Below are 22,846 nucleotides of genomic sequence, written 5' to 3'. Positions count from 1 at the left end.
TATCTATTTGCATCATGACAAAAAAATAGCGCAAGTACCATTAAAATACATTTTTATCTATATATTGAATTTTATGGTCTCTTTATATTAATTAATCAATTTTATTTATTCATTATTAGGTTATCGATAAATTTACCATAGTATAAATCAAACCACCTTCACGTATTTTTATAATCACATATAAAAACAAGATACTCCTTTTTAGATTACAGCTTCTATAATCTTCGTTTTTTTTCGAAAACGAAAATAAGTAATAATACTTAAATGCATGATTATTATAAAAATAATCTCAATATAAAAAGACGTTCACGATGTAAGGAATTAGCTTTTTGTACTTAATTATTGTTATAAATCAGAATTAACATCTACTTAAAGTTGTATTTATATATTGTAAAATTAACATATAAAATTAACTATATTATTTAAAATATTTTTATTCATTAAGAAGGATGTCTTTATTAATATATTTAAGATAAGTGAATAGGAAATAGTTTGTTAAATATAACATACAATAGAAGGATAGTTATTACGCTTTAATATCAATATATTAACAATAAAACATGAGGGTGAAATAAAGTATCTCATTTTAATTCATTACGCAAATAAAGCCACTATTAATTATCAAATTTATATTGTAACTAGCATTTCTTAAAAAAAATGAACAGGTCTGATATTCAAAACCTCTTTCTTCGTGATAAAAGAATGATGTTGTGAAATCAAATTACAACCGCAGAAAAAACTAATGTAAAACACATTCGATAAAATATCGGAGAATTAAAAGAATGAATATTGTTGATCGGTTTATTTCTTATACAAAAATTAACACCACCACTGACAGGGAAAAGGGCGCAGCTGGGATCATGCCATCTTCAGAAGGACAGCGCGTTCTAGCGAAACAACTTGTTCAAGAGTTAGAGGCTCTTGGCGTTGAAGATATTAAATTGCGAGATACGGCTATTGTTACCGCCACTTTACCTTCCAACCTTGATTATGATGTCCCAACAGTCGCTTTCTTCGGCCACTTAGACACCAGTGCAGAACAAACCAATGACACTAAAGCACAGATTTTGCCATACACTGGCGAAGACCTATGCATGAATAAAGAACTCAATATTTATCTACGTAAGAGTGAGTTCCCTGAACTGGTGAATTACATTGGTGATGACATCATCGTCACCGATGGAACCAGCCTATTAGGCGCTGATGATAAAGCGGCAATAGCCTCTATCATGGATATGCTGCAATATTTCAAACAAAACCCAGAAATCAAACATGGCACCATCAAAATTGGCTTTGTTCCAGATGAAGAACAGGGGCTCCGCGGCGCTAAAGCTTTTGATGTGCAAGAATTTGGGGCGGATTTTGCTTATACATTAGACTGCTGCGGGATAGGTGAATTAGTGTATGAAAATTGGAACGCTGGCGATGCCGAAATTATCTTTACCGGTAAATCAGCACACCCAATGTCTGCAAAAGGTAAATTAATCAATTCACTATTAATGGCGCAGAAGTTTATTGCTATGTTACCAGGCGGTGAAGCACCTGAATATACCGATGGCCGTGAAGGTTATTATTGGGTAAAACAAATGTCAGGTAACAGCGCACGTACTGTCCTAAAAATGGATGTGCGTGATTTTACAGAAGAAGGTTACCGCACCCGTATGGCTTTCTTAAAAAAATTAGCAGAAAGCTGTGAAGGTTTATGGGGTAAAGAGAGCGTTGTTTGTAAATTATCAGACCGTTATTCTAACGTTTATAACAGCTTGCAAGGTGAAAACCGCTATCCGATCGATATCGCCGTTGAGGCGTACCAAGCTTGTGGTATCACACCTAAAGTGATCCCAATGCGTGGTGGGTATGATGGCGCAGCATTGTCACAAAATGGCTTGCCTTGCCCAAATATTTTCACTGGTGCACATAATTTCCACTCCATCTATGAATATTTGCCAGTAAAATCACTGTATGCTGCAAGTGACGTATTAAAACAAGTCGTACAAATTACTGCTGAGCGCTTCAAACCAGGAGCTAAAGCATGATCCCAATCCTAACGGTTCTGATTATCGTTGTTTTGGTTGCGCGGTTTATTTTGAAGGGATACAAAGCTGAACCAGTATTATTAATTGCTGGTTTAGTATTGATGATATTCACCCTAGCCCTTGGCTGGGGGCCTATCCTCCCTAAAAATGTCACCACCACAGGGATAACTTGGCTCGACCCATTTGAGGTCATGCGTGATTTATTCAGTAGTCGCGCTGCTGATCTCGGTTTAATGATCATGGCATTGATGGGCTTTGCGCACTATATGGACCATATCGGTGCCAATGAAGCGGTAGTGCGTGTTGCAACCAAGCCACTGAAAAATATGCGTTCACCTTATGTACTACTATTTTTCTCTTTCTTGTTGGCGAGTATCTTGCAATTAGCCATTCCATCAGCAACAGGCTTGGCCGTATTGTTAATGGGTACCATGTTCCCAATCATGATTGGCTTGGGGTTATCACCGGCATCTGCGGCTGGGGTTATCGCGACATCCCTTGGTGTTGCCTATACACCAACGGCGATTGATGCTATCCGTGGCGCAAAAGCTGTTGATATGTCTGTCGTTGAATATGTACTTTATTACCAAGGCCCTGCCGCATTAGCAACCGTCCTTGTTGTAGGAATTACACATATATTTTGGCAGCGCCATTGTGACCGTAAACAAGGCTTTGTACCAGAGATTGGAAAAGCGGTACAGTCTCACGAAAAAGAAGAAAACAAAAAATCCGTACCCGGATACTATGCATTTCTTCCTATGTTACCTATCGTGATGGCTGTTGGTACTTCAAACTTATTCTTTAATGGTATTCACTTGGATGTCGTCACAATCGTATTAATTGCTATGGCAATCTGTATGGTGATTGAAACTGCACGAGTCCGTAATTTCAAAATAGTTTGTAATGGCTTCCAAACCTTTTTAAATGGAATGGGCCATGCGTTTAGTAATGTCGTCGGGTTATTAGTTGCGGCTGGTGTTTTTGCTCATGGTATTAAAGTCAGTGGTGCTATAGACCAACTTATCCTTGGTGCAGAATCAGTCGGCTTACCGCCATTTGCAATGGCAATTGTGTTTGCCTTAGTCACTCTTGCTGCAGCAATTATTATGGGTTCAGGTAATGCACCATTCTTAGCATTCGTGGAGTTAATCCCACAAATTGCTCACAGTATGGGCGTTAACCCAATCGCTATGATCCTGCCGATGCAACAGGCTTCTCATATGGGGCGTGGTATGTCCCCTGTTGCAGGGGTTATCATTGCGGTTTCCAGTGGAGCTAAACTACAACCTTTCGATGTAGTCAAACGTACTGCTGTACCATTGATGGTCGGGTTTGTTGCCCACTGTGCAATTATAGGTATTTTTTATTAATCACGAAACTTATCAATAATAATGACAAAGCGGGAAAATATTCCCGCTTTTATTTTTTAATAACATAACATTAATGCTGACACTGGCATGGCTCATCATGTTTTGTATCTGAGTCTATTGGGCAACAAGAGTTGATTGTTTTATTGATGATATTGGATAATGTGTTTACCGTATTAATAATTAATGGCAAGTTGTCACACACCGCATCACAACTTAATAAACCTTTATCTGGTTTTACTGGTGGGGTTAAGCTATCGCACAGTATTTCCTGTAAAACCAACGAGAAATTCGCAATTCCTGTGGTGTAAATGTACGCACGCCCGTCGGTTTCTTTGGCGAGTCGTTCATACTCTCTCGTCACGTTATCTCTATCAGCAAGAGTTGGAAAACGATCTAGATTGGTGGGGCTATCGTCTGGCGTACCTTGGTAGGTATATACTTTAATTCCTCTTTCTTGAGCCACTGATATAGCTTCATTATTTTTGGCGATAGCAGCACGAGTGAGAATTCCGCCGCCCCCTTCCATTCCTTCATCACCCAATACAAAGATAGCCCTACGGGCATCATCGCGCCAATCAAAATGTTTACTAATATCAATAACCGCGCGACATAAATCCTCTTTATTTCCAGCGTGATCTCGCCCGTCAGATTCTTTAAACGGCAATCTAGCTTGTAGATCCCTTTCGTTTGCACCTATCTTGATTAAATATTCGCTGGCAGATTGATCAAACTTTGTGTTTGCCCAATTCCCTTCTATGCCTAAAAATGTCGCTCTAAGATGGGATGGACACTTTGCTGATGCCGCTTCAATCGTCGCATCAATCTGTTGACTTAAATCCCCTGCTTCATCAGCCATTGAACCGCTGGTATCAATAATAACGACTAAATCTAAAGCAATAGGGCCGTTACCTGTCACTATTTGTGCTGTATTTTTATTATGCATAATAGATGCTTGGGATGTCTGGATATTCGGAGGGAAAATACTATCTTTACTATTATCTATATTTTTATTCAAAATGATTATCCTATCGTTTATTAATTAATATTTTTATAATTCAAACTTATTAATAATAAATTAAAAGTGAAATTATAAGTTTATCGTCACACATCGGAGATAAACATTATTAATTTATTTCCCTCAATAATCACTTAATTTATAAAATCAGCTTATAGTTAAATTTAACATTCAATATTAAATTTAATTAACGCTATTATTTATAAATAAAAATCAAAATAATAATGCAGCAAGTCATATAGCTACCAATTGAATAATTAAAAATACTATCGGTTGATATTTAATTTATATATAAAAAAACCGATGCACATAAGGCATCGGTTTTTTCTAGAAAACTAAGACTAATAGGTCTTAATTTTTGTCGCTAGTAAAGCCAGCGTTTAACAGTTCAGCTAAGTTCGCTGTTGCTTCATCTGCACTCACTTGTGGAGCTTCCACAACATCATTCAGATGACGGCGACGGATACGGTCTTGGTGATACGCAAAACCAGTACCTGCAGGGATCAGACGTCCAACAATAACGTTTTCTTTCAGACCACGCAGTTCGTCACGTTTACCTGCAACCGCTGCTTCAGTCAGTACGCGTGTTGTTTCTTGGAACGATGCTGCCGAGATAAAGGATTCTGTTGCCAGAGATGCTTTAGTAATACCCAACAGGTCACGAGCATAGTTAGCTGGAATTTTACCTTCAACTTCCAGTTTACGGTTAGAAACTTTAACACGTGAGTACTCAACTTGTTCACCTTCGAGGAATTCTGAACTTCCAGCATCCGCGATGGTAACTTTACGCAGCATCTGACGCACGATAACCTCAATGTGTTTATCGTTTATCTTAACGCCTTGTAAGCGGTAAACTTCCTGAACCTCGTTAGTGATATAACGTGTCACTGCATGAACACCACGCAGACGCAGAATATCATGTGGAGATTCTGGACCATCGGAAACAACATCACCGCGTTCGACGATCTCACCTTCAAACACGTTGAGCTGACGCCATTTAGGGATCATCTCTTCGTATGGATCACTACCATCTAATGGTGTGATAACCAAACGACGCTTACCTTTGGTTTCTTTACCAAACGAGATAATACCGCTAATTTCAGCCAAGATAGCTGGTTCTTTCGGACGACGAGCTTCAAACAAGTCAGCTACGCGTGGCAGACCACCCGTGATATCTTTTGTACCCACAGATTCTTGTGGAATACGTGCTAAAGTATCACCCGCGCTGATAGCAACACCATCATCTAACTGAACAATCGCTTTACCCGGTAAGAAATACTGAGTTGGCATATCAGTGTTAGGAATAAGAACATCGTTACCTTTTGCGTCAATAACACGCAAAGCAGGACGTAAATCTTTACCACCACTAGTACGTTCAGCGCTATCCAGTACAACGATTGAAGACAGACCAGTTAATTCATCAGTCTGACGCGTCATCGTTTGACCATCAAGCATGTCAGAGAAGCTGATAAAGCCTGAAACTTCACTGACGACTGGCATCGTATGTGGATCCCAGTTAGCAACAGTTTCGCCACCTGTTACCGCAGCGCCATCGCCTTTCGTCAAGTGCGCACCGTAAGGGACTTTATAGCTTTCTTTCGTACGACCGAACTCATCGATCAGGCGAAGTTCTGTATTACGTGAAGTAATAACCAACTTACCTTCTGAGTTAGTAACATATTTCGCGTTAACTAATTTCAGCGTACCTGTGTTACGAACTTGAATGCTAGATTCAGCTGCCGCACGAGATGCCGCACCACCGATGTGGAACGTACGCATCGTCAACTGTGTACCCGGCTCACCGATTGATTGTGCCGCGATAACACCGATAGCTTCACCTTTGTTGATGATATGACCACGAGCAAGGTCACGACCATAACAGTGAGCACACACACCGAAGTCAGTTTCACAACTTACTACTGAACGAACTTTAACGCTGTCGACTGAGTTAGCTTCTAACAAGTCACACAGTTTTTCGTGCAGTAATGTGTTACGTGGAACTAAAATATCCGCAGTACCTGGAACCAGAATGTCTTCTGCAGTCACACGACCCAGTACACGCTCACGCAGTGGTTCTTTCACGTCACCACCCTCGATAACCGGAGTCATCAGGATACCTTCATGAGTACCACAGTCGTCTTCAGTAACAACCAAGTCCTGTGCAACGTCAACTAAACGACGAGTCAAGTAACCGGAGTTCGCTGTTTTCAATGCGGTATCGGCAAGACCTTTACGCGCACCGTGCGTCGAAATAAAGTACTGGAGAACGTTCAGACCTTCACGGAAGTTTGCCGTGATTGGTGTTTCGATGATTGAGCCATCTGGCTTAGCCATCAGACCACGCATACCCGCTAGCTGACGGATCTGAGCAGCAGAACCACGAGCACCGGAGTCGGCCATCATAAAGATACTGTTGAAAGAAACTTGTTGTTCTTCTTCACCATCACGGTTAATAACCGTTTCAGTTGACAAGTTTTCCATCATTGCTTTTGCAACGCGTTCGTTTGCAGCAGCCCAGATATCGATAACTTTGTTATAACGTTCGCCTGCTGTTACCAAACCAGATTGGAACTGTTCTTGAATTTCAGCAACTTCTGCTTCTGCTTCTGCGATGATCCCAGCTTTTTTCTCTGGAATAACCATATCGTCGATACCAACCGATGCACCAGAACGTGCCGCATAGGCAAAACCGGTGTACATGATTTGGTCAGCAAAAATAACGGTTGGCTTCAGACCCAATACGCGGTAGCAGGTGTTCAGCATTTTGGAAATCGCTTTCTTACCGAGTGCTTGGTTAACCAATGCATAAGGCAGACCTTTCGGTACGATCATCCATAAAATTGCACGACCAATCGTGGTATCAACTAAACCAGTATTAATCGTAATGTTACCTTCCGAATCTTTAACTTCTTCAGTGATACGGACTTTAACACGGGCATGCAGTGATGCATGACCTGAACGGTAAACACGCTCAGCTTCTTTAGGGCCGGCTAACACCATGCCTTCGCCTTTCGCGTTTACACAGTCACGAGTCATGTAGTAAAGACCTAATACAACGTCCTGAGAAGGAACGATGATAGGCTCACCACTTGCAGGTGACAGAATGTTGTTTGTTGACATCATCAACGCACGTGCTTCTAACTGAGCTTCCAGAGTTAGAGGAACGTGTACCGCCATTTGGTCACCATCGAAGTCGGCGTTATATGCCGCACAAACGAGTGGGTGCAATTGGATAGCTTTACCTTCGATCAAGATAGGTTCGAAAGCTTGGATACCCAGACGGTGAAGTGTTGGTGCACGGTTCAGCATAACTGGGTGTTCGCGGATAACTTCATCCAAGATATCCCAAACAACAGCTTCTTCGCGCTCAACCATTTTCTTCGCAGCTTTAATGGTTGTTGCCAGACCACGTAATTCTAATTTGCCATAGATAAATGGTTTGAATAACTCAAGTGCCATTTTCTTAGGCAGACCGCACTGATGCAGACGTAGGTATGGACCTACGGTGATAACAGAACGACCTGAGTAGTCAACACGCTTACCAAGTAAGTTCTGACGGAAACGACCTTGTTTACCTTTGATCATATCAGCCAAAGATTTCAGAGGACGTTTGTTAGAACCAGTGATAGCACGACCACGACGACCGTTATCTAACAGAGCATCAACCGCTTCTTGCAACATACGTTTTTCGTTACGTACGATGATGTCTGGCGCAGCCAGATCCAGAAGACGTTTCAGACGGTTATTACGGTTGATTACGCGACGATACAGATCGTTGAGATCGGACGTTGCGAAACGGCCACCATCCAATGGAACTAATGGACGCAGATCAGGTGGTAATACTGGCAGCACATTTAGGATCATCCACTCTGGTTTGTTGCCAGATTGAATAAATGCTTCCAGTAGTTTGATACGCTTAGTCAGCTTTTTACGCTTAGTTTCAGAGTTAGTTTCGTTTAACTCTTCACGCAGCGTTTCACACTCGTTCTCAAGATCGAGGTTTTTCAGCAGGCCTTGGATAGCTTCCGCACCCATTTTCGCATCAAATTCGTCACCGAACTCTTCTAGCGCATCTAAATATTGCTCTTCTGTCAGAATCTGTGCACGCTCAAGGCTAGTCATACCACCTTCAACGACGACATATGATTCAAAGTACAGAACGCGTTCGATATCACGCAGTGGCATATCGAGCAACAAACCGATACGTGATGGCAGTGATTTTAAGAACCAGATATGTGCAGTCGGAGAAGCAAGTTCAATATGACCCATGCGCTCACGACGGACTTTGGTCTGTGTAACTTCAACGCCACACTTCTCACAAATCACACCACGGTGTTTTAAACGTTTGTACTTACCGCACAGACATTCGTAATCTTTTACTGGCCCGAAAATACGTGCACAGAAAAGACCGTCACGCTCAGGTTTGAACGTACGGTAGTTAATGGTTTCTGGCTTTTTCACTTCACCGAATGACCACGAACGGATCATATCAGGTGATGCCAGAGCAATTTTGATCGCATCAAACTCTTCGGTCTTGGTTTGCGCTTTCAGAAACTTTATTAAGTCTTTCACAAAATGGCTCCTGTCGGAGTTAGACCTGTCAGGTGAGTGTTCAAAGCCACTCTCCCCAAATCCCAGTGCTTACATAGGCCGGAAGGCGAGCCCTCCGGCACAAAACGAATTACTCGTCTTCCAGCTCGATGTTGATACCCAGTGAGCGGATTTCTTTCAGCAATACGTTGAAAGATTCCGGCATACCAGGTTCCATCTGATGGCTGCCATCGACGATGTTTTTATACATCTTCGTACGGCCGTTAACGTCATCCGATTTAACTGTAAGCATTTCTTGAAGAGTATAGGCTGCACCGTATGCTTCCAGTGCCCACACTTCCATCTCCCCGAAACGCTGACCACCGAACTGCGCTTTACCACCCAGCGGTTGCTGAGTAACCAAGCTATAAGAACCTGTTGAACGGGCGTGCATCTTATCGTCAACCAAGTGGTTCAGTTTCAGCATGTACATATAACCAACAGTAACTTGACGTTCAAAACGCTCGCCAGTACGACCATCGAATAATGTAATCTGACCTGAAGTTGGTAGACCACCCAATTTCAGTAGTTCTTTGATTTCTTTCTCTTTCGCACCATCAAATACTGGTGTTGCAATTGGCATACCTTTTTTCAGGTTCTCAGCCAAACGCATAACTTCTTCGTCAGAGAAAGTGTTCAAGTCAACTTTCTGGCGCGGGTCATCACCTAAATCGTATGCTTTTTGGATAAACTCACGCAGTTTGGCAACTTCTTCTTGCTGTTTAAGCATAGCATTGATTTTCTCACCAATACCTTTCGCAGCCATCCCTAAGTGGGTTTCCAAAATCTGACCGATGTTCATACGTGATGGTACGCCCAGCGGGTTCAGAACGATATCAACTGGGTTACCGTTTTCATCGTAAGGCATGTCTTCAACTGGGTTGATTTTTGAGATAACACCTTTGTTACCATGGCGACCCGCCATTTTATCACCCGGTTGGATCTGACGTTTAACAGCCAGATAAACCTTAACAATTTTCAGTACACCCGGTGCTAAGTCATCACCTTGAGTAATTTTACGACGTTTCGCATCGAGTTTTTTCTCAAACTCAGATTTCAGTTCATCGTACTGTTCGGCTAACTGTTCTAACTGGTTTTGCTTCTCTTCGTCTGCTAAAGATAGCTCTAACCAACGATCGCGAGGCAGTTTATCCAGTTTTTCAGCTTCAATTCCACCGTTAACCAGTACAGAACGGATACGAGCAAACAGACCTGCTTCAAAAATACGCAGTTCTTCTGTTAAGTCTTTCTTCGCATCACGTAACTGAGTTTCTTCGATCTCTAATGCACGTTTATCTTTCTCTACGCCATCACGAGTAAATACTTGTACGTCAATAACCGTACCAGAAACACCGTTAGGAACACGTAAAGAAGAGTCTTTAACGTCTGATGCTTTTTCACCGAAGATAGCACGTAACAGTTTCTCTTCTGGCGTTAATTGTGTTTCACCTTTAGGTGTCACTTTACCGACCAGAATGTCGCCGCCTTTCACTTCTGCACCGATATAAACGATACCGGATTCGTCAAGTTTAGAAAGTGCAGCTTCACCGACGTTTGGAATATCCGCAGTGATTTCTTCAGGCCCTAATTTAGTGTCACGAGACACACAAGAAAGTTCCTGAATGTGAATAGTTGTGAAACGGTCTTCTTGAACAACACGCTCAGAGACTAAGATGGAGTCTTCGAAGTTATAACCATTCCATGGCATGAATGCCACACGCATGTTTTGACCAAGCGCTAATTCACCGAGGTCTGTTGAAGGACCATCAGCTAACACGTCACCACGTTCAACTGGTTCACCTAAAGATACACAAGGCATCTGGCTAATACAGGTATTTTGGTTCGAACGTGTATATTTGGTCAGGTTATAAATATCGATCCCAGCTTCACCCGGGTACATCTCATCTTCGTTAACTTTAATCACGATACGAGAAGCATCAACGTACTGAACTGAACCACCACGTCTTGCAACAGCAGTAACCCCTGAGTCAACCGCTACTGCGCGTTCCATACCTGTACCTACCAACGGTTTGTCAGCACGTAAAGTAGGAACCGCTTGACGTTGCATGTTCGCACCCATCAATGCACGGTTAGCATCATCGTGTTCAAGGAATGGGATCAGTGACGCCCCTACAGAAACAACCTGTTGGGTCGAAACGTCCATATATTCAACTTGTTCACGGCTGAATAAGCTTGATTCACCTTTGTTACGACAAGTGATCAGTTCTTCAACAAAGCTACCATCATCACCTAAAACGGTGTTCGCCTGAGCAATGATAAAGTTGCCTTCTTCGATTGCAGACAGATAGTGAATTTCGTCAGTAACTAAGCCATCACGAACTAAACGGTATGGGGTTTCCAAGAAACCGTACTCATTGGTCTGTGCATAAACAGATAATGAGTTAATCAGACCGATGTTCGGGCCTTCAGGCGTTTCGATTGGACATACACGACCGTAGTGAGTTGGGTGAACGTCACGTACTTCGAAGCCCGCACGCTCACGAGTCAGACCACCTGGACCTAACGCAGAGATACGACGTTTGTGCGTAATTTCAGATAGCGGGTTGTTCTGGTCCATAAATTGGGACAGCTGGCTGGAACCAAAGAACTCTTTAACTGCCGCTGAAATTGGTTTCGCGTTGATCATGTCTTGTGGCATTAATGCATCAAGGTCGCCCAGAGAAAGACGCTCTTTCACTGCACGCTCAACACGGACCAGACCTACACGGAACTGGTTTTCTGCCATCTCACCAACAGAACGAATACGACGGTTACCTAAGTGGTCGATATCATCAACTTCGCCTTTACCGTTACGGATATCGATGAGTTTACGCATAACATCAATGATGTCTTCTTCACTCAAGATACCAGAACCTTCGATTTCTTCGCGGTTCAGTGAACGGTTGAACTTCATGCGGCCTACTGCAGACAAGTCGTAACGGTCTTCAGAGAAGAATAAGTTTTCGAACAAGTTCTCAGCAGCTTCACGTGTTGGTGGCTCACCAGGGCGCATCATACGGTAGATTTCTACCAGTGCACTTAAACGATCGTTAGTTGGGTCGACACGAACAGTTTCAGAAATGTAAGCACCGTGGTCTAAGTCATTAGTAAACAATGTTTCGATTGTTTTATGACCTGACTGGCTTAAACGCGCTAACATATCTAAAGAAAGTTCCATGTTCGCTGCACAAATCAGCTCACCAGTACTTTCATCAATGTAGTCTCTTGCAACAACTTTACCTGCAATATATTCAACAGGTACTTCGATGTTACTAACTTCTTCTTTTTCTAACTGACGAATATGACGTGCTGTGATACGGCGGCCTTTTTCTACATAGACTTTACCGTTCGCTTCGATATCAAAAGAAGCTGTTTCACCACGTAAACGCTCAGGAACTAGCGTCATCATCAGTTTGTTATCGCGGATTTGGAAGACAGTTTTTTCGAAGAACAGATTTAAGATATCTTCAGTACTGTAATCCATTGCACGTAGAATAATGGTCGCTGGTAATTTACGGCGACGGTCAATACGTACAAATAGGTTATCTTTCGGGTCAAATTCGAAATCAAGCCATGAACCACGGTAAGGGATAATACGTGCGTTATATAGCACTTTACCTGAAGAGTGTGTTTTACCTTTATCGCTGTCAAAGAATACACCAGGGCTACGGTGTAACTGAGAAACGATAACACGCTCAGTACCGTTGATAACGAAAGTTCCGTTTTCAGTCATGAGTGGAATTTCACCCATGTAGACTTCTTGTTCTTTGATGTCTTTAACTGTACCTTCTGGCGCTTCACGCTCATAAACGATGAGACGTAATTTCACTCGTAAAGGTGCAGAGTAAGTTACACCGCGAATTTGACATTCTTTAACATCAAAAACAGGCTCGCCTAAACGATAGCTGACATATTGTAGTTCAGCATTACCGCTATAGCTCTGAATTGGAAACACAGAACGGAAAGCTGCTTCTAGCCCATTCTGGCCATCTGGATCTTGCTCGATAAACTTCTGGAACGAGTCAAGTTGGATAGAAAGGAGATATGGTATGTCCAAAACTTGTGGACGTTTACCAAAGTCCTTACGAATACGTTTTTTCTCGGTATAGGAGTAAACCATAGGTTTCCTCAGCTCGTTGATCAGTGACCCAAGTGGTTAGCTCTTTTAGTAAGAGTCTGAACCGCAACGCGTTTTTTATTAGAAACGGAAAATGAATACTTTCCTTAATACTCATTGCTATTACTCTTAAATCATTTCATTGCGTTACATTTGCTACCGAGCTACCCGAGCGGGTCGTAGCTAAGAACACAGTATATTAAGTCGTCAATAGAAAGAAGTATTGGAGGGTTGTTGTTAACATTAAAACTGCGTGAAAAGCTGTTAACACCCATCACGCTTTACAGCGCAAAAAGGCTGGTGATTAAAAAATCACCAGCCGTCAGCCTAAATAAACTAGGCTGCGTTCTTGAAGTTAAACTTATTTAAGTTCAACAGAAGCGCCTGCTTCTTCAAGAGCTTTCTTCAGAGTTTCAGCTTCGTCTTTGCTTGCGCCTTCTTTGATAGTCGCTGGAGCTGATTCTACCATGTCTTTAGCTTCTTTCAGGCCAAGACCAGTTGCGCCACGAACTGCTTTGATGACTGCAACTTTGTTGCCGCCAATACCAGTCAGAACAACATCAAACTCAGTTTTTTCTTCAGCAGCTTCAGCAGCAGCACCTGGTGCAGCAGCAACAGCAGCAGCAGCAGAAACGCCGAATTTTTCTTCCATCATAGTAATCAGTTCAACAACGTCCATTACAGACATTTCTGCAACTGCATCAAGGATTTGGTCTTTAGTGATAGACATAACAAGTGTTCCTAAAATTCAGAAATAGTTTATACGTTAAAAAGCAACGAAGGAAAGGGCTTATGCAGCTTCTTTCTGATCGCGCAGAGCAGCCAGAGTACGAACCAGTTTGCCGGCAGCGGCTTCTTTCATGGTTGCCATCAGGCGTGCGATTGCTTCTTCGTAAGTTGGGAGAGTTGCCAGACGATCGATATCTTTCGCTTGGATTAACTCACCTTCAAAGGCCGCAGCTTTAATCTCAAATGCTGGATTCGCTTTCGCGAACTCTTTGAACAGACGAGCAGCAGCGCCCGGATGTTCGTTAGAGAAAGCAATTAAGGTTGGACCAACAAACGCGTCTTTCAGTACATCATAAGAAGTACCTTCAACAGCACGGCGGATCAGTGTATTACGAACAACACGGATATAAACGCCAGCTTCGCGACCTGCTTTACGCAGTTCAGTCATTTTTGCTACAGTTACGCCGCGTGAATCAGCAACAACTGCAGAAAGCGCGCCTTTGGCTACTTCGCTAACTTCAGCAACAATCGCTTGTTTGTCTTGAAGATTTAGTGCCATTAGCTTCTTGCTCCTGGATTAACCGGGAAACCCCCGGGACTCACATCACTCAGACACAACATGTGTTTGAGCGCTAAAACACGGTGAGCAGAATCCAGAATAAAATTCTAGGTATCTCTGTCACCGTCTACGCAGGCAAATTAAGTAGCTATTAATAATTAATAAACTACACCTGCGGTCTTGGACGGGGTCTGGAAAGGCCAGACTCCATACCGAAATTCGTGGTTTGTTGAGCATATTTCCATACCCAACAAACTCAAGGCGTCAAATTCTATACAAAATTGACGCAAAGGTAAAGCCTAATTACCAATTAGCCAAAGCTATGGAAATTAAACTGTCGCTGATAAACCAGCTTGGTCAACAGCAACACCTGCACCCATCGTCGTAGACAGGCTAACTTTCTTGATGAAAACACCTTTAGCTGAAGCTGGTTTTGCTTTTTTCAGAGCAACCAACAGAGCTTCTAAGTTTTCTTTCAGTTTGTCAGCATCGAAATCAACTTTACCGATAGTGGTGTGGATGATTCCGTTTTTGTCATTACGGTAACGAACCTGACCTGCTTTAGCATTGTTAACTGCTTCAGCAACGTTTGGTGTTACAGTACCAACTTTCGGGTTTGGCATCAGACCACGTGGGCCTAAAACTTGACCTAATTGGCCAACAACGCGCATTGCATCTGGAGATGCGATAACAACGTCGAAGTCCATTTCACCAGCTTTGATTTTATCAGCCAGATCTTCCATACCAACCAGTTCAGCACCTGCAGCTTTAGCAGCTTCAGCGTTTGCGCCCTGTGCAAATACAGCAACGCGAACTGAACGGCCAGTACCGTGTGGCAGTACAGTAGCACCGCGAACGTTTTGGTCAGATTTACGAGCATCGATGCCCAGGTTGATAGCTACGTCAACGCTTTCTACGAATTTAGCAGTTGCTAATTCTTTCAGCAGTGCAACGGCTTCGTTGATGTCGTACTGTTTAGTTGCATCAACTTTCTCACGGATATTGCGCATGCGCTTAGTCAGTTTAGCCATTGTCTTAGTCCTCCACTACCAGGCCCATGGAACGAGCAGTACCTTCGATTGAACGCATCATTGCGTCAATATCAGCACCAGTCATGTCCGCAGCTTTAGTTTCAGCGATTTCGCGAATCTGAGCAGAGGTCACTTTACCAACTTTGTCTTTGTTAGGCTTGCCTGAACCAGACTTAACGCCAGCTGCTTTTTTCAGCAGAACTGCTGCAGGTGGAGTTTTGGTAACGAAAGTGAAAGAACGGTCTGCATAAACAGTAATAACAACAGGAATTGGTAAACCTTTTTCTAGGCTGTCTGTTTTTGCGTTGAACGCTTTACAGAATTCCATGATGTTAACACCTTGTTGACCCAGAGCTGGACCAACTGGTGGACTTGGGTTCGCCATACCAGCTGCAACTTGCAGCTTAACGTAGGCTTGAACTTTCTTAGCCATGATATTTCCTCTAGATGGGTGATAGCGCCTTACGATTTGCAAGGCTCCCCGTTACATTAAACATGCCCCGCCCTATATTAAGCCAGTTAAGAGGCTAAATTGGCAAAGCATAAAAACAAAAGGCGCGAAATTGTAGTCAAATTTCACGCCTTTTGCAAGTCAGTTTTGTCGTTTAGATTAGGCTTTTTCGACTTGGCCAAAATCCAATTCGACTGGAGTTGCACGACCAAAGATAGAAACAGAGACTTTTAAGCGGCTCTTTTCATAATCGATTTCTTCAACAACACCGTTAAAGTCAGCAAATGGACCTTCACTAACGCGAACCATTTCACCAGGTTCAAACAGTGTTTTCGGACGTGGCTTATCACCAACTTGTTGTAAGCGGTTCATGATCGCATCAACTTCTTTATCGCTAATAGGTGCAGGTCGATCTGACGTTCCACCAATGAACCCCATTACACGTGGTACACTACGTACTAAGTGCCAAGAGTCATCGTTCATGACCATTTGGACTAAGACATAGCCTGGGAAGAATTTACGTTCACTCTTACGGCGCTGACCGCTACGGATTTCAACAACCTCTTCTGTTGGAACCATAACTTCGCCAAAAGAATCTTCCATAGCATGTAATTTGATATGTTCACGTAAAGACTGTGCTACGCGACCTTCAAAACCAGAGAATGCCTGAATGACATACCAGCGCTTTTTAGGTGAATCGGACATTTAGAATAACCTCAGGCTTGTAATAAATGAAACTAAACGCACCAGGATACCATCTAATCCCCACAGTATTAATGACATAACCGCCGTTACTGCGGCAACAATCAATGTAGTTTGTAATGTTTCCTGGCGAGTAGGCCAAATGACTTTTCTCATCTCAATGCGAGCTTCGCGCGCAAACGCCAGTGTTGCTTTACCTTTTGCAGTCCATAAAGCGACAGCACCCGCAATAGCGACAACAGCCACGACCGCAAAAGCACGCAGGGCGAGATTATATTGACGGAAGTAATAGTTGCCGACAATAGCAATTATTAATAGGGCACAGACAATTACCCATTTGAAGATGTCTGCACTGCGTCCACTTCCTTGAGCTTCGCTATTCGCACTCATAATTCAACCTGTTACCATGAAGTATGTACAAAGCCAGCTTGTTTACAAAGGTAAAACAAGCAAGCCAAACCAATAGAATATGCCAACATATCCCCCAAATACTACCAACTCAACCTGTAGCACCTGATAAGGATATCAATAACATCACCTGCGAGTTAAAGGCGATTAGCCTTGTTTAATGGAGTTAAATTAGCGCTATTGGTTCTGCAAATACGACTAAATGCAGTCACATTCTATTTCGCAAGTACTATTTGTTGGCCAGTACTATCCATTTCACAAGTGCTATCCATTCCGCAGGAATTTCAGCATGCTCAGCAAATTTTTCAACCACACCAATAGGAAAATAACCTTCTTTTTTGTGGCAGCGGTAAAATATACCATATCTTCTGAGCAAAACCTTAATAAATCTCATATAACTGCGTAAAGTAAACAACGCAGTTACCAATTTATTGTTTCAAATCGTTGTTTCAGAGCCTATCTCACCAATAATTATATAAACGATTGATGAGATAGGTTCTTAATTTTGCAACGTATAAAAAGGACGTCTAATAGACGCCCTTTTTTACTAAAGTAGTTCTTTCTTATTCAGAAAGAGCGGTATTATGCAATGATTTTTGCAACAACACCCGCACCTACAGTACGGCCACCTTCACGGATTGCGAAACGTAAACCGTCGTCCATCGCGATTGGGTGGATCAGGGTAACGATCATGTTGATGTTATCACCTGGCATTACCATTTCTACGCCTTCTGGCAGTTCGATAGTACCTGTTACGTCAGTTGTACGGAAGTAGAACTGTGGACGGTAACCTTTGAAGAATGGAGTATGACGACCACCTTCATCTTTGCTCAGAATATAAACTTCTGATTCGAACTGAGTATGTGGCTTGATTGAACCTGGTTTAGCCAATACTTGACCACGTTGAATTTCTTCACGTTTTGTACCACGTAACAGAACACCAACGTTCTCACCTGCACGACCTTCGTCAAGCAGTTTACGGAACATTTCAACACCAGTACAGGTAGTTTTTACAGTGTCTTGGATACCAACGATTTCAACTTCTTCACCAACTTTGATGATACCACGCTCAACACGGCCTGTTACTACTGTACCACGACCGGAGATTGAGAATACGTCTTCGATTGGCAGCAGGAATGGCTTGTCAATTGCACGCTCTGGCTCTGGGATGTAAGAATCCAAGTAACCTGCTAATTCAACAATTTTCGCTTCCCACTCTGGGTTGCCTTCCAGCGCTTTCAGAGCTGAACCACGAACAACTGGAGTGTCGTCGCCTGGGAAATCGTATTGAGACAGAAGTTCACGAACTTCCATTTCAACTAATTCTAACAGCTCTTCGTCGTCTACCATGTCACATTTGTTCAGGAAAACGATGATGTATGGAACACCAACCTGACGACCTAACAGGATGTGCTCACGAGTTTGTGGCATTGGGCCATCTGTCGCAGCAACAACCAGGATTGCACCGTCCATCTGAGCAGCACCAGTGATCATGTTTTTAACATAGTCGGCGTGTCCTGGGCAGTCTACGTGTGCGTAGTGGCGAGTTGGAGTATCGTACTCTACGTGAGAAGTAGAGATGGTGATACCACGCGCTTTTTCTTCTGGTGCGTTATCGATTTGATCGAATGCACGCGCTGCGCCGCCGTAAGTTTTAGCCAGAACAGTAGTGATAGCTGCTGTCAGAGTAGTTTTACCATGGTCAACGTGGCCGATAGTACCAACGTTAACGTGCGGTTTTGAACGTTCAAATTTTTCTTTAGACACGACTCTATTCCTTATGGAGTTCCCTCTTCACTATAAAGAAGGAACTTAAATTAAAGTAGTTAATCGATAAAAAACCGATTATTTAGCGTTACGAGCTTCGATAACAGCTTGTGCAACGTTGTTTGGTGCTTCATTGTACTTCAGGAACTCCATAGAGTATGAAGCACGACCTTGTGTCTGAGAACGCAGGTCAGTAGCATAACCGAACATTTCCGACAATGGTACTTGTGCACGAACGACTTTACCAGTAGGTAGGTCATCCATACCTTCAATCATACCACGACGACGGTTCAGGTCACCAATAACATCACCCATGTAGTCTTCTGGTGTTTCCACTTCGACTTTCATGATTGGCTCAAGCAGAACTGGTTTAGCTTTTTTGAAGCCATCTTTAAACGCGATTGATGCCGCAAGTTTAAACGCCAATTCAGAGGAGTCAACATCATGGTAAGAACCGAAATGTAGACGAACACCCATGTTAACCACAGGATAACCCGCTAATGGGCCAGATTTCAGCTGCTCTTGGATACCTTTGTCAACCGCAGGGATGTATTCAGTAGGAATTACACCACCTTTGATTTCGTTGACAAATTCGTAGTCCATTGGAGCACCGTCTTTATCGTTTTTGTCCAGTGGGAACATATCGATAACGACATGACCATACTGACCACGACCACCAGACTGTTTAGCGTGTTTACCTTCGATATCAGTCACTTTAGCAGTGATTGCTTCGCGGTAAGCTACTTGAGGTTTACCAACGTTCGCTTCAACTTTAAATTCGCGACGCATACGGTCAACCAGAACGTCCAAGTGCAATTCACCCATACCAGCGATGATAGTCTGATTCGTCTCTTCATCACTTGATACGCGGAAAGATGGATCTTCTTGCGCCAAACGGCCCAATGCGATACCCATTTTTTCTTGGTCAGCTTTAGTTTTTGGTTCGATTGCAACAGAGATTACTGGCTCTGGGAATTCCATACGCTCTAGGATGATTGGTGCATCAATCGCACATAAAGTATCACCTGTAGTAACGTCTTTCAGACCGATAGCTGCCGCGATGTCACCAGCGCGAACTTCTTTAATCTCTTCACGTTTATTAGCGTGCATCTGTACGATACGGCCAAAACGCTCTTTTTTCGCTTTAACTGCGTTCAATACTGTGTCACCTGAGTTAACAACACCAGAGTAAACACGGAAGAACGTCAAGTTACCCACGAATGGGTCAGTTGCAATTTTAAATGCTAATGATGAGAATGGCTCATCATCACTTGCGTGACGCTCAGCTGGAGTGTCTTTACCGTCGTCCAGAATACCATTGATCGCAGGTACATCTGTTGGCGCAGGTAAGTAATCGATAACTGCATCCAGCATCGCCTGAACACCTTTGTTCTTAAATGCAGAACCACAGGTAACCAGGATAATTTCACTTGCAAGAACACGTTGACGTAATGCAGCTTTAATTTCTGCTTCAGTCAGTTCTTCACCGCCCAGATATTTTTCCATCAGTTCTTCTGATGCTTCTGCTGCGGTTTCGATTAGGTTGTTGTGCCACTCTTCAGCTGCTTCTTGCATGTTCGCAGGGATATCTTCGTATTCGAAGGTAACGCCTTGGTCTTCATCGCTCCACTTGATTGCTTTCATTTTCAGCAAGTCAATAACACCAGTGAACGACTCTTCTGCGCCGACTGGTAATTGCAGTGGAACTGCGTTAGCTGCTAAACGTGTTTTTAATTGCTCAACAACACGTAAGAAGTTCGCACCCATACGGTCCATTTTGTTAACGAACGCAATACGTGGAACTTTATATTTGTTAGCCTGACGCCATACAGTTTCAGACTGTGGCTGAACACCACCAACCGCACAGTAAACCATTACTGCGCCATCAAGAACACGCATAGAACGTTCTACTTCGATGGTGAAGTCAACGTGTCCTGGGGTGTCGATGATGTTAACACGGTGTGGCTCATACTGTTTTGCCATACCAGACCAGAATGCAGTAGTCGCAGCAGATGTGATAGTAATACCACGCTCTTGCTCCTGCTCCATCCAGTCCATTGTTGCAGAACCTTCGTGAGTCTCACCAATTTTATGGTTTACACCAGTATAGAACAGAATACGTTCAGAAGTTGTGGTTTTACCGGCGTCGATGTGTGCACTGATACCGATATTACGATAACGTGCTATGGGCGTTTGACGGGCCATTTTTTCCTCTCTCGTGGGCGTTCATTTCTTCATATAAAGGGTAGCAAAGGCTACCCTGAGATACAGCACTAAGGTCGATAAAAAATTACCAACGGTAGTGTGCGAACGCCTTGTTAGCTTCTGCCATACGGTGAACGTCTTCACGTTTCTTAACAGCGGAACCTTTGTTCTCAGCAGCATCTGATAATTCGTTTGCCAGGCGCAGAGCCATAGATTTATCACCGCGTTTACGAGCAGCATCAACGATCCAACGCATTGCCAGGGCATTACGACGAACCGGGCGAACTTCAACTGGAACTTGGTAAGTTGAACCACCAACACGGCGGGATTTAACTTCCACAGTCGGACGCACGTTATCCAGTGCTAATTCGAATGCATCAAGTTCAGTTTTACCAGAACGCTGAGCAAGGGTCTCAAGTGCGTTATATACGATTGCTTCAGCAGTAGATTTTTTCCCGTCTACCATCAGGATATTTACAAATTTGGCCAGTAATTCTGATCCGAACTTAGGATCTGGAAGAATTTTACGTTGACCTATTACGCGACGACGTGGCATGGATATGACTCCGTTGTTAATTCAGGTTTGTCCAAAACTCTACGAGTTTATTTTGACATTAAGATTAAAAATGTTTGGCCTTACTTAACGGATATCCATTAAGCCTTAGGCTTTTTAGCGCCGTACTTAGAACGTGCTTGTTTGCGGTCTTTAACACCAGAACAGTCCAGTGCTCCGCGAACGGTGTGATAACGCACACCTGGCAAGTCTTTAACACGACCACCACGGATAAGAATTACGGAGTGTTCCTGCAAGTTGTGGCCTTCACCACCAATGTAGGAAGAAACTTCATAACCATTAGTTAAACGAACACGGCATACTTTACGTAATGCTGAGTTTGGTTTTTTAGGAGTAGTAGTATATACACGTGTACATACACCACGTTTTTGCGGGCAAGCTTCCAGTGCTGGAACGTTGCTTTTCACAACTTTCGAGCTACGGGATTTGCGTACCAGCTGATTAATAGTTGCCATTATTAAAAAAGCTCCTGGTTTTTTTGCTTCGTAAACACGGATTTCGACCTCGTTCGCCAACATGACGATACACGAGGACGCGAAATTTTATTGCTGACTGGCTCAGGTGTCAAGAAATATACAACTTTTAGTGCCTTTATATGGCAAAATGTTGTTTTTGGACTTCTGTTAGCTTCACAAAACCTTGATAAGTGATTACAGAAACTGCGTTTGAGAGGGAATTTTGTAACCCCCGCGCGTTGATGTCTACATCTAATGCATACAACTGAGCCCCTGTTTTTTGCAATGCATCAAGGTAAGGCGACTGCTGTACCGCGACAACCACGCCATCTTGCATCAGTAAAACTACGTCTTTATCAGTAATTAAACGTAACACTGCCGAAAAATCACAACTAAACGGAGATGTTGCTAATGTATACAGCATAGAAAAGATCCTATCATAGATCAAAAACCACACAAAAGATTAAAATCTAAGCACCACATCGCATTCCGCAATTTTCTTGCGAATCTCTTCAACGCCAAGGATCTTAGGCGGGACTACCCATTCATGATGTTCATCCAACCCTCTTTCTTGCATAGAAGCGCGGCAAAGATAAATATTTTCAATATCATACAGCGGTAAAATTTTAAACGTAGCGATGTAATCTCGGGCCAGAACTTTGCTAGGTTGTTGTTTTGCAAGAAGCTGAAAAATACCATCAGAAATAAAAAATACATTAATGTCTTCTGTCAGCGCTGAAGTCGCCAATAAGGCATCTAACCCTTCTCGGCCACTTGCATTTCCATGAGGCATAGTTGTAAAGACAAAGGCAATTTTTTTCACACAATACCTTAGTG

18 protein-coding genes are annotated in these 22,846 nt (G+C 42.9%); 2 read left to right on the top strand and 16 right to left on the bottom strand.

Annotated elements, in window-relative coordinates; translation table 11 throughout:
• The first annotated feature begins 782 nt into the window (after positions 1 to 782).
• Both pepT and dcuC read left to right on the top strand, forming a co-directional pair.
• Positions 783 to 2,036: a peptidase T gene (gene pepT / locus P3L56_RS02015; RefSeq protein ID WP_042849037.1), complete on the top strand. Its 1,254-nt coding sequence runs from the start codon at positions 783 to 785 to the stop codon at positions 2,034 to 2,036.
• Positions 2,033 to 3,406: a C4-dicarboxylate transporter DcuC gene (gene dcuC, locus P3L56_RS02010; protein ID WP_129467291.1), complete on the top strand. Its 1,374-nt coding sequence runs from the start codon at positions 2,033 to 2,035 to the stop codon at positions 3,404 to 3,406. Before pepT ends, dcuC begins: the two co-directional genes overlap by 4 nt.
• A gap of 70 nt (positions 3,407 to 3,476) precedes the next feature.
• Here dcuC and P3L56_RS02005 read toward each other — a convergent pair whose 3' ends face one another.
• The 16 genes from P3L56_RS02005 to tusC all read right to left on the bottom strand — a co-directional run bounded on the left by P3L56_RS02005 (position 3,477) and on the right by tusC (position 22,802).
• Positions 3,477 to 4,349 carry a VWA domain-containing protein gene (locus P3L56_RS02005; protein WP_226619214.1) on the bottom strand — a complete coding sequence of 291 codons (873 nt, stop codon included), beginning with the start codon at positions 4,347 to 4,349 and terminating at the stop codon, positions 3,477 to 3,479.
• A 423-nt stretch (positions 4,350 to 4,772) separates the two neighbouring features.
• Positions 4,773 to 8,993 carry a DNA-directed RNA polymerase subunit beta' gene (rpoC, locus tag P3L56_RS02000; protein ID WP_042849041.1) on the bottom strand — a complete coding sequence of 1,407 codons (4,221 nt, stop codon included), beginning with the start codon at positions 8,991 to 8,993 and terminating at the stop codon, positions 4,773 to 4,775.
• 109 nt (positions 8,994 to 9,102) lie between these two features.
• Positions 9,103 to 13,131, bottom strand: a complete 4,029-nt coding sequence (gene rpoB / locus P3L56_RS01995; RefSeq protein WP_042849042.1) for a DNA-directed RNA polymerase subunit beta — start codon at positions 13,129 to 13,131, stop codon at positions 9,103 to 9,105.
• 358 nt (positions 13,132 to 13,489) lie between these two features.
• On the bottom strand, positions 13,490 to 13,858 hold the full coding sequence (gene rplL, locus P3L56_RS01990) for a 50S ribosomal protein L7/L12 (protein WP_042849043.1): 369 nt from the start codon (positions 13,856 to 13,858) through the stop codon (positions 13,490 to 13,492).
• Between the two features lie 60 nt (positions 13,859 to 13,918).
• A complete protein-coding gene (rplJ, locus tag P3L56_RS01985; protein WP_042849044.1) occupies positions 13,919 to 14,416 on the bottom strand; it encodes a 50S ribosomal protein L10 in 498 nt (165 codons plus the stop codon).
• Positions 14,417 to 14,745: 329 nt separating this feature from the next.
• Entirely contained in the window at positions 14,746 to 15,447 is a 702-nt protein-coding gene (gene rplA, locus P3L56_RS01980; protein WP_042849045.1) for a 50S ribosomal protein L1, read from the bottom strand.
• 4 nt (positions 15,448 to 15,451) lie between these two features.
• A complete protein-coding gene (gene rplK / locus P3L56_RS01975) occupies positions 15,452 to 15,880 on the bottom strand; it encodes a 50S ribosomal protein L11 (RefSeq protein WP_042849046.1) in 429 nt (142 codons plus the stop codon).
• 177 nt (positions 15,881 to 16,057) lie between these two features.
• The gene (gene nusG / locus P3L56_RS01970) at positions 16,058 to 16,603 is read right to left on the bottom strand and encodes a transcription termination/antitermination protein NusG (protein WP_004264378.1); all 546 of its coding nucleotides are present in this window, start codon (positions 16,601 to 16,603) and stop codon (positions 16,058 to 16,060) included.
• Positions 16,604 to 16,990: a preprotein translocase subunit SecE gene (gene secE / locus P3L56_RS01965; RefSeq protein ID WP_042849047.1), complete on the bottom strand. Its 387-nt coding sequence runs from the start codon at positions 16,988 to 16,990 to the stop codon at positions 16,604 to 16,606.
• A gap of 247 nt (positions 16,991 to 17,237) precedes the next feature.
• Positions 17,238 to 17,423, bottom strand: coding sequence for a hypothetical protein (locus tag P3L56_RS01960; RefSeq protein ID WP_129467292.1), 186 nt, complete (start codon positions 17,421 to 17,423; stop codon positions 17,238 to 17,240).
• A gap of 167 nt (positions 17,424 to 17,590) precedes the next feature.
• Entirely contained in the window at positions 17,591 to 18,775 is a 1,185-nt protein-coding gene (gene tuf / locus P3L56_RS01955) for an elongation factor Tu (protein ID WP_166686806.1), read from the bottom strand.
• Between the two features lie 78 nt (positions 18,776 to 18,853).
• Positions 18,854 to 20,980 carry an elongation factor G gene (gene fusA / locus P3L56_RS01950; RefSeq protein ID WP_042847580.1) on the bottom strand — a complete coding sequence of 709 codons (2,127 nt, stop codon included), beginning with the start codon at positions 20,978 to 20,980 and terminating at the stop codon, positions 18,854 to 18,856.
• An 85-nt stretch (positions 20,981 to 21,065) separates the two neighbouring features.
• Positions 21,066 to 21,536 carry a 30S ribosomal protein S7 gene (rpsG, locus tag P3L56_RS01945; protein ID WP_004262486.1) on the bottom strand — a complete coding sequence of 157 codons (471 nt, stop codon included), beginning with the start codon at positions 21,534 to 21,536 and terminating at the stop codon, positions 21,066 to 21,068.
• A 98-nt stretch (positions 21,537 to 21,634) separates the two neighbouring features.
• On the bottom strand, positions 21,635 to 22,009 hold the full coding sequence (rpsL, locus tag P3L56_RS01940; RefSeq protein WP_004923923.1) for a 30S ribosomal protein S12: 375 nt from the start codon (positions 22,007 to 22,009) through the stop codon (positions 21,635 to 21,637).
• Positions 22,010 to 22,145: 136 nt separating this feature from the next.
• Positions 22,146 to 22,433, bottom strand: a complete 288-nt coding sequence (gene tusB, locus P3L56_RS01935) for a sulfurtransferase complex subunit TusB (RefSeq protein ID WP_042847582.1) — start codon at positions 22,431 to 22,433, stop codon at positions 22,146 to 22,148.
• Positions 22,434 to 22,472: 39 nt separating this feature from the next.
• The gene (gene tusC / locus P3L56_RS01930; protein WP_208292484.1) at positions 22,473 to 22,802 is read right to left on the bottom strand and encodes a sulfurtransferase complex subunit TusC; all 330 of its coding nucleotides are present in this window, start codon (positions 22,800 to 22,802) and stop codon (positions 22,473 to 22,475) included.
• Positions 22,803 to 22,846: the final 44 nt, after the last annotated feature.

This window comes from Providencia sp. PROV024 (genome assembly GCF_032709665.1).
GTDB classification, from domain to species: Bacteria; Pseudomonadota; Gammaproteobacteria; order Enterobacterales; family Enterobacteriaceae; genus Providencia; species Providencia huashanensis.
The sequence above is the reverse complement of the archived record's forward strand: the minus strand, read 5'-3'. Positions and strand labels throughout refer to the sequence as shown.

Coding starts and splice junctions, on each gene's coding strand:
- pepT (WP_042849037.1), top strand. CDS start 783: ATGAATATTGTTGATCGGTTTATTTCTTATACAAAAATTAACACCACC.
- dcuC (WP_129467291.1), top strand. CDS start 2,033: ATGATCCCAATCCTAACGGTTCTGATTATCGTTGTTTTGGTTGCGCGG.
- P3L56_RS02005 (WP_226619214.1), bottom strand. CDS start 4,349: ATGCATAATAAAAATACAGCACAAATAGTGACAGGTAACGGCCCTATT.
- rpoB (WP_042849042.1), bottom strand. CDS start 13,131: ATGGTTTACTCCTATACCGAGAAAAAACGTATTCGTAAGGACTTTGGT.
- rplL (WP_042849043.1), bottom strand. CDS start 13,858: ATGTCTATCACTAAAGACCAAATCCTTGATGCAGTTGCAGAAATGTCT.
- rplJ (WP_042849044.1), bottom strand. CDS start 14,416: ATGGCACTAAATCTTCAAGACAAACAAGCGATTGTTGCTGAAGTTAGC.
- rplA (WP_042849045.1), bottom strand. CDS start 15,447: ATGGCTAAACTGACTAAGCGCATGCGCAATATCCGTGAGAAAGTTGAT.
- rplK (WP_042849046.1), bottom strand. CDS start 15,880: ATGGCTAAGAAAGTTCAAGCCTACGTTAAGCTGCAAGTTGCAGCTGGT.
- nusG (WP_004264378.1), bottom strand. CDS start 16,603: ATGTCCGATTCACCTAAAAAGCGCTGGTATGTCATTCAGGCATTCTCT.
- secE (WP_042849047.1), bottom strand. CDS start 16,990: ATGAGTGCGAATAGCGAAGCTCAAGGAAGTGGACGCAGTGCAGACATC.
- fusA (WP_042847580.1), bottom strand. CDS start 20,980: ATGGCCCGTCAAACGCCCATAGCACGTTATCGTAATATCGGTATCAGT.
- rpsG (WP_004262486.1), bottom strand. CDS start 21,536: ATGCCACGTCGTCGCGTAATAGGTCAACGTAAAATTCTTCCAGATCCT.
- rpsL (WP_004923923.1), bottom strand. CDS start 22,009: ATGGCAACTATTAATCAGCTGGTACGCAAATCCCGTAGCTCGAAAGTT.
- tusB (WP_042847582.1), bottom strand. CDS start 22,433: ATGCTGTATACATTAGCAACATCTCCGTTTAGTTGTGATTTTTCGGCA.
- tusC (WP_208292484.1), bottom strand. CDS start 22,802: ATGCCTCATGGAAATGCAAGTGGCCGAGAAGGGTTAGATGCCTTATTG.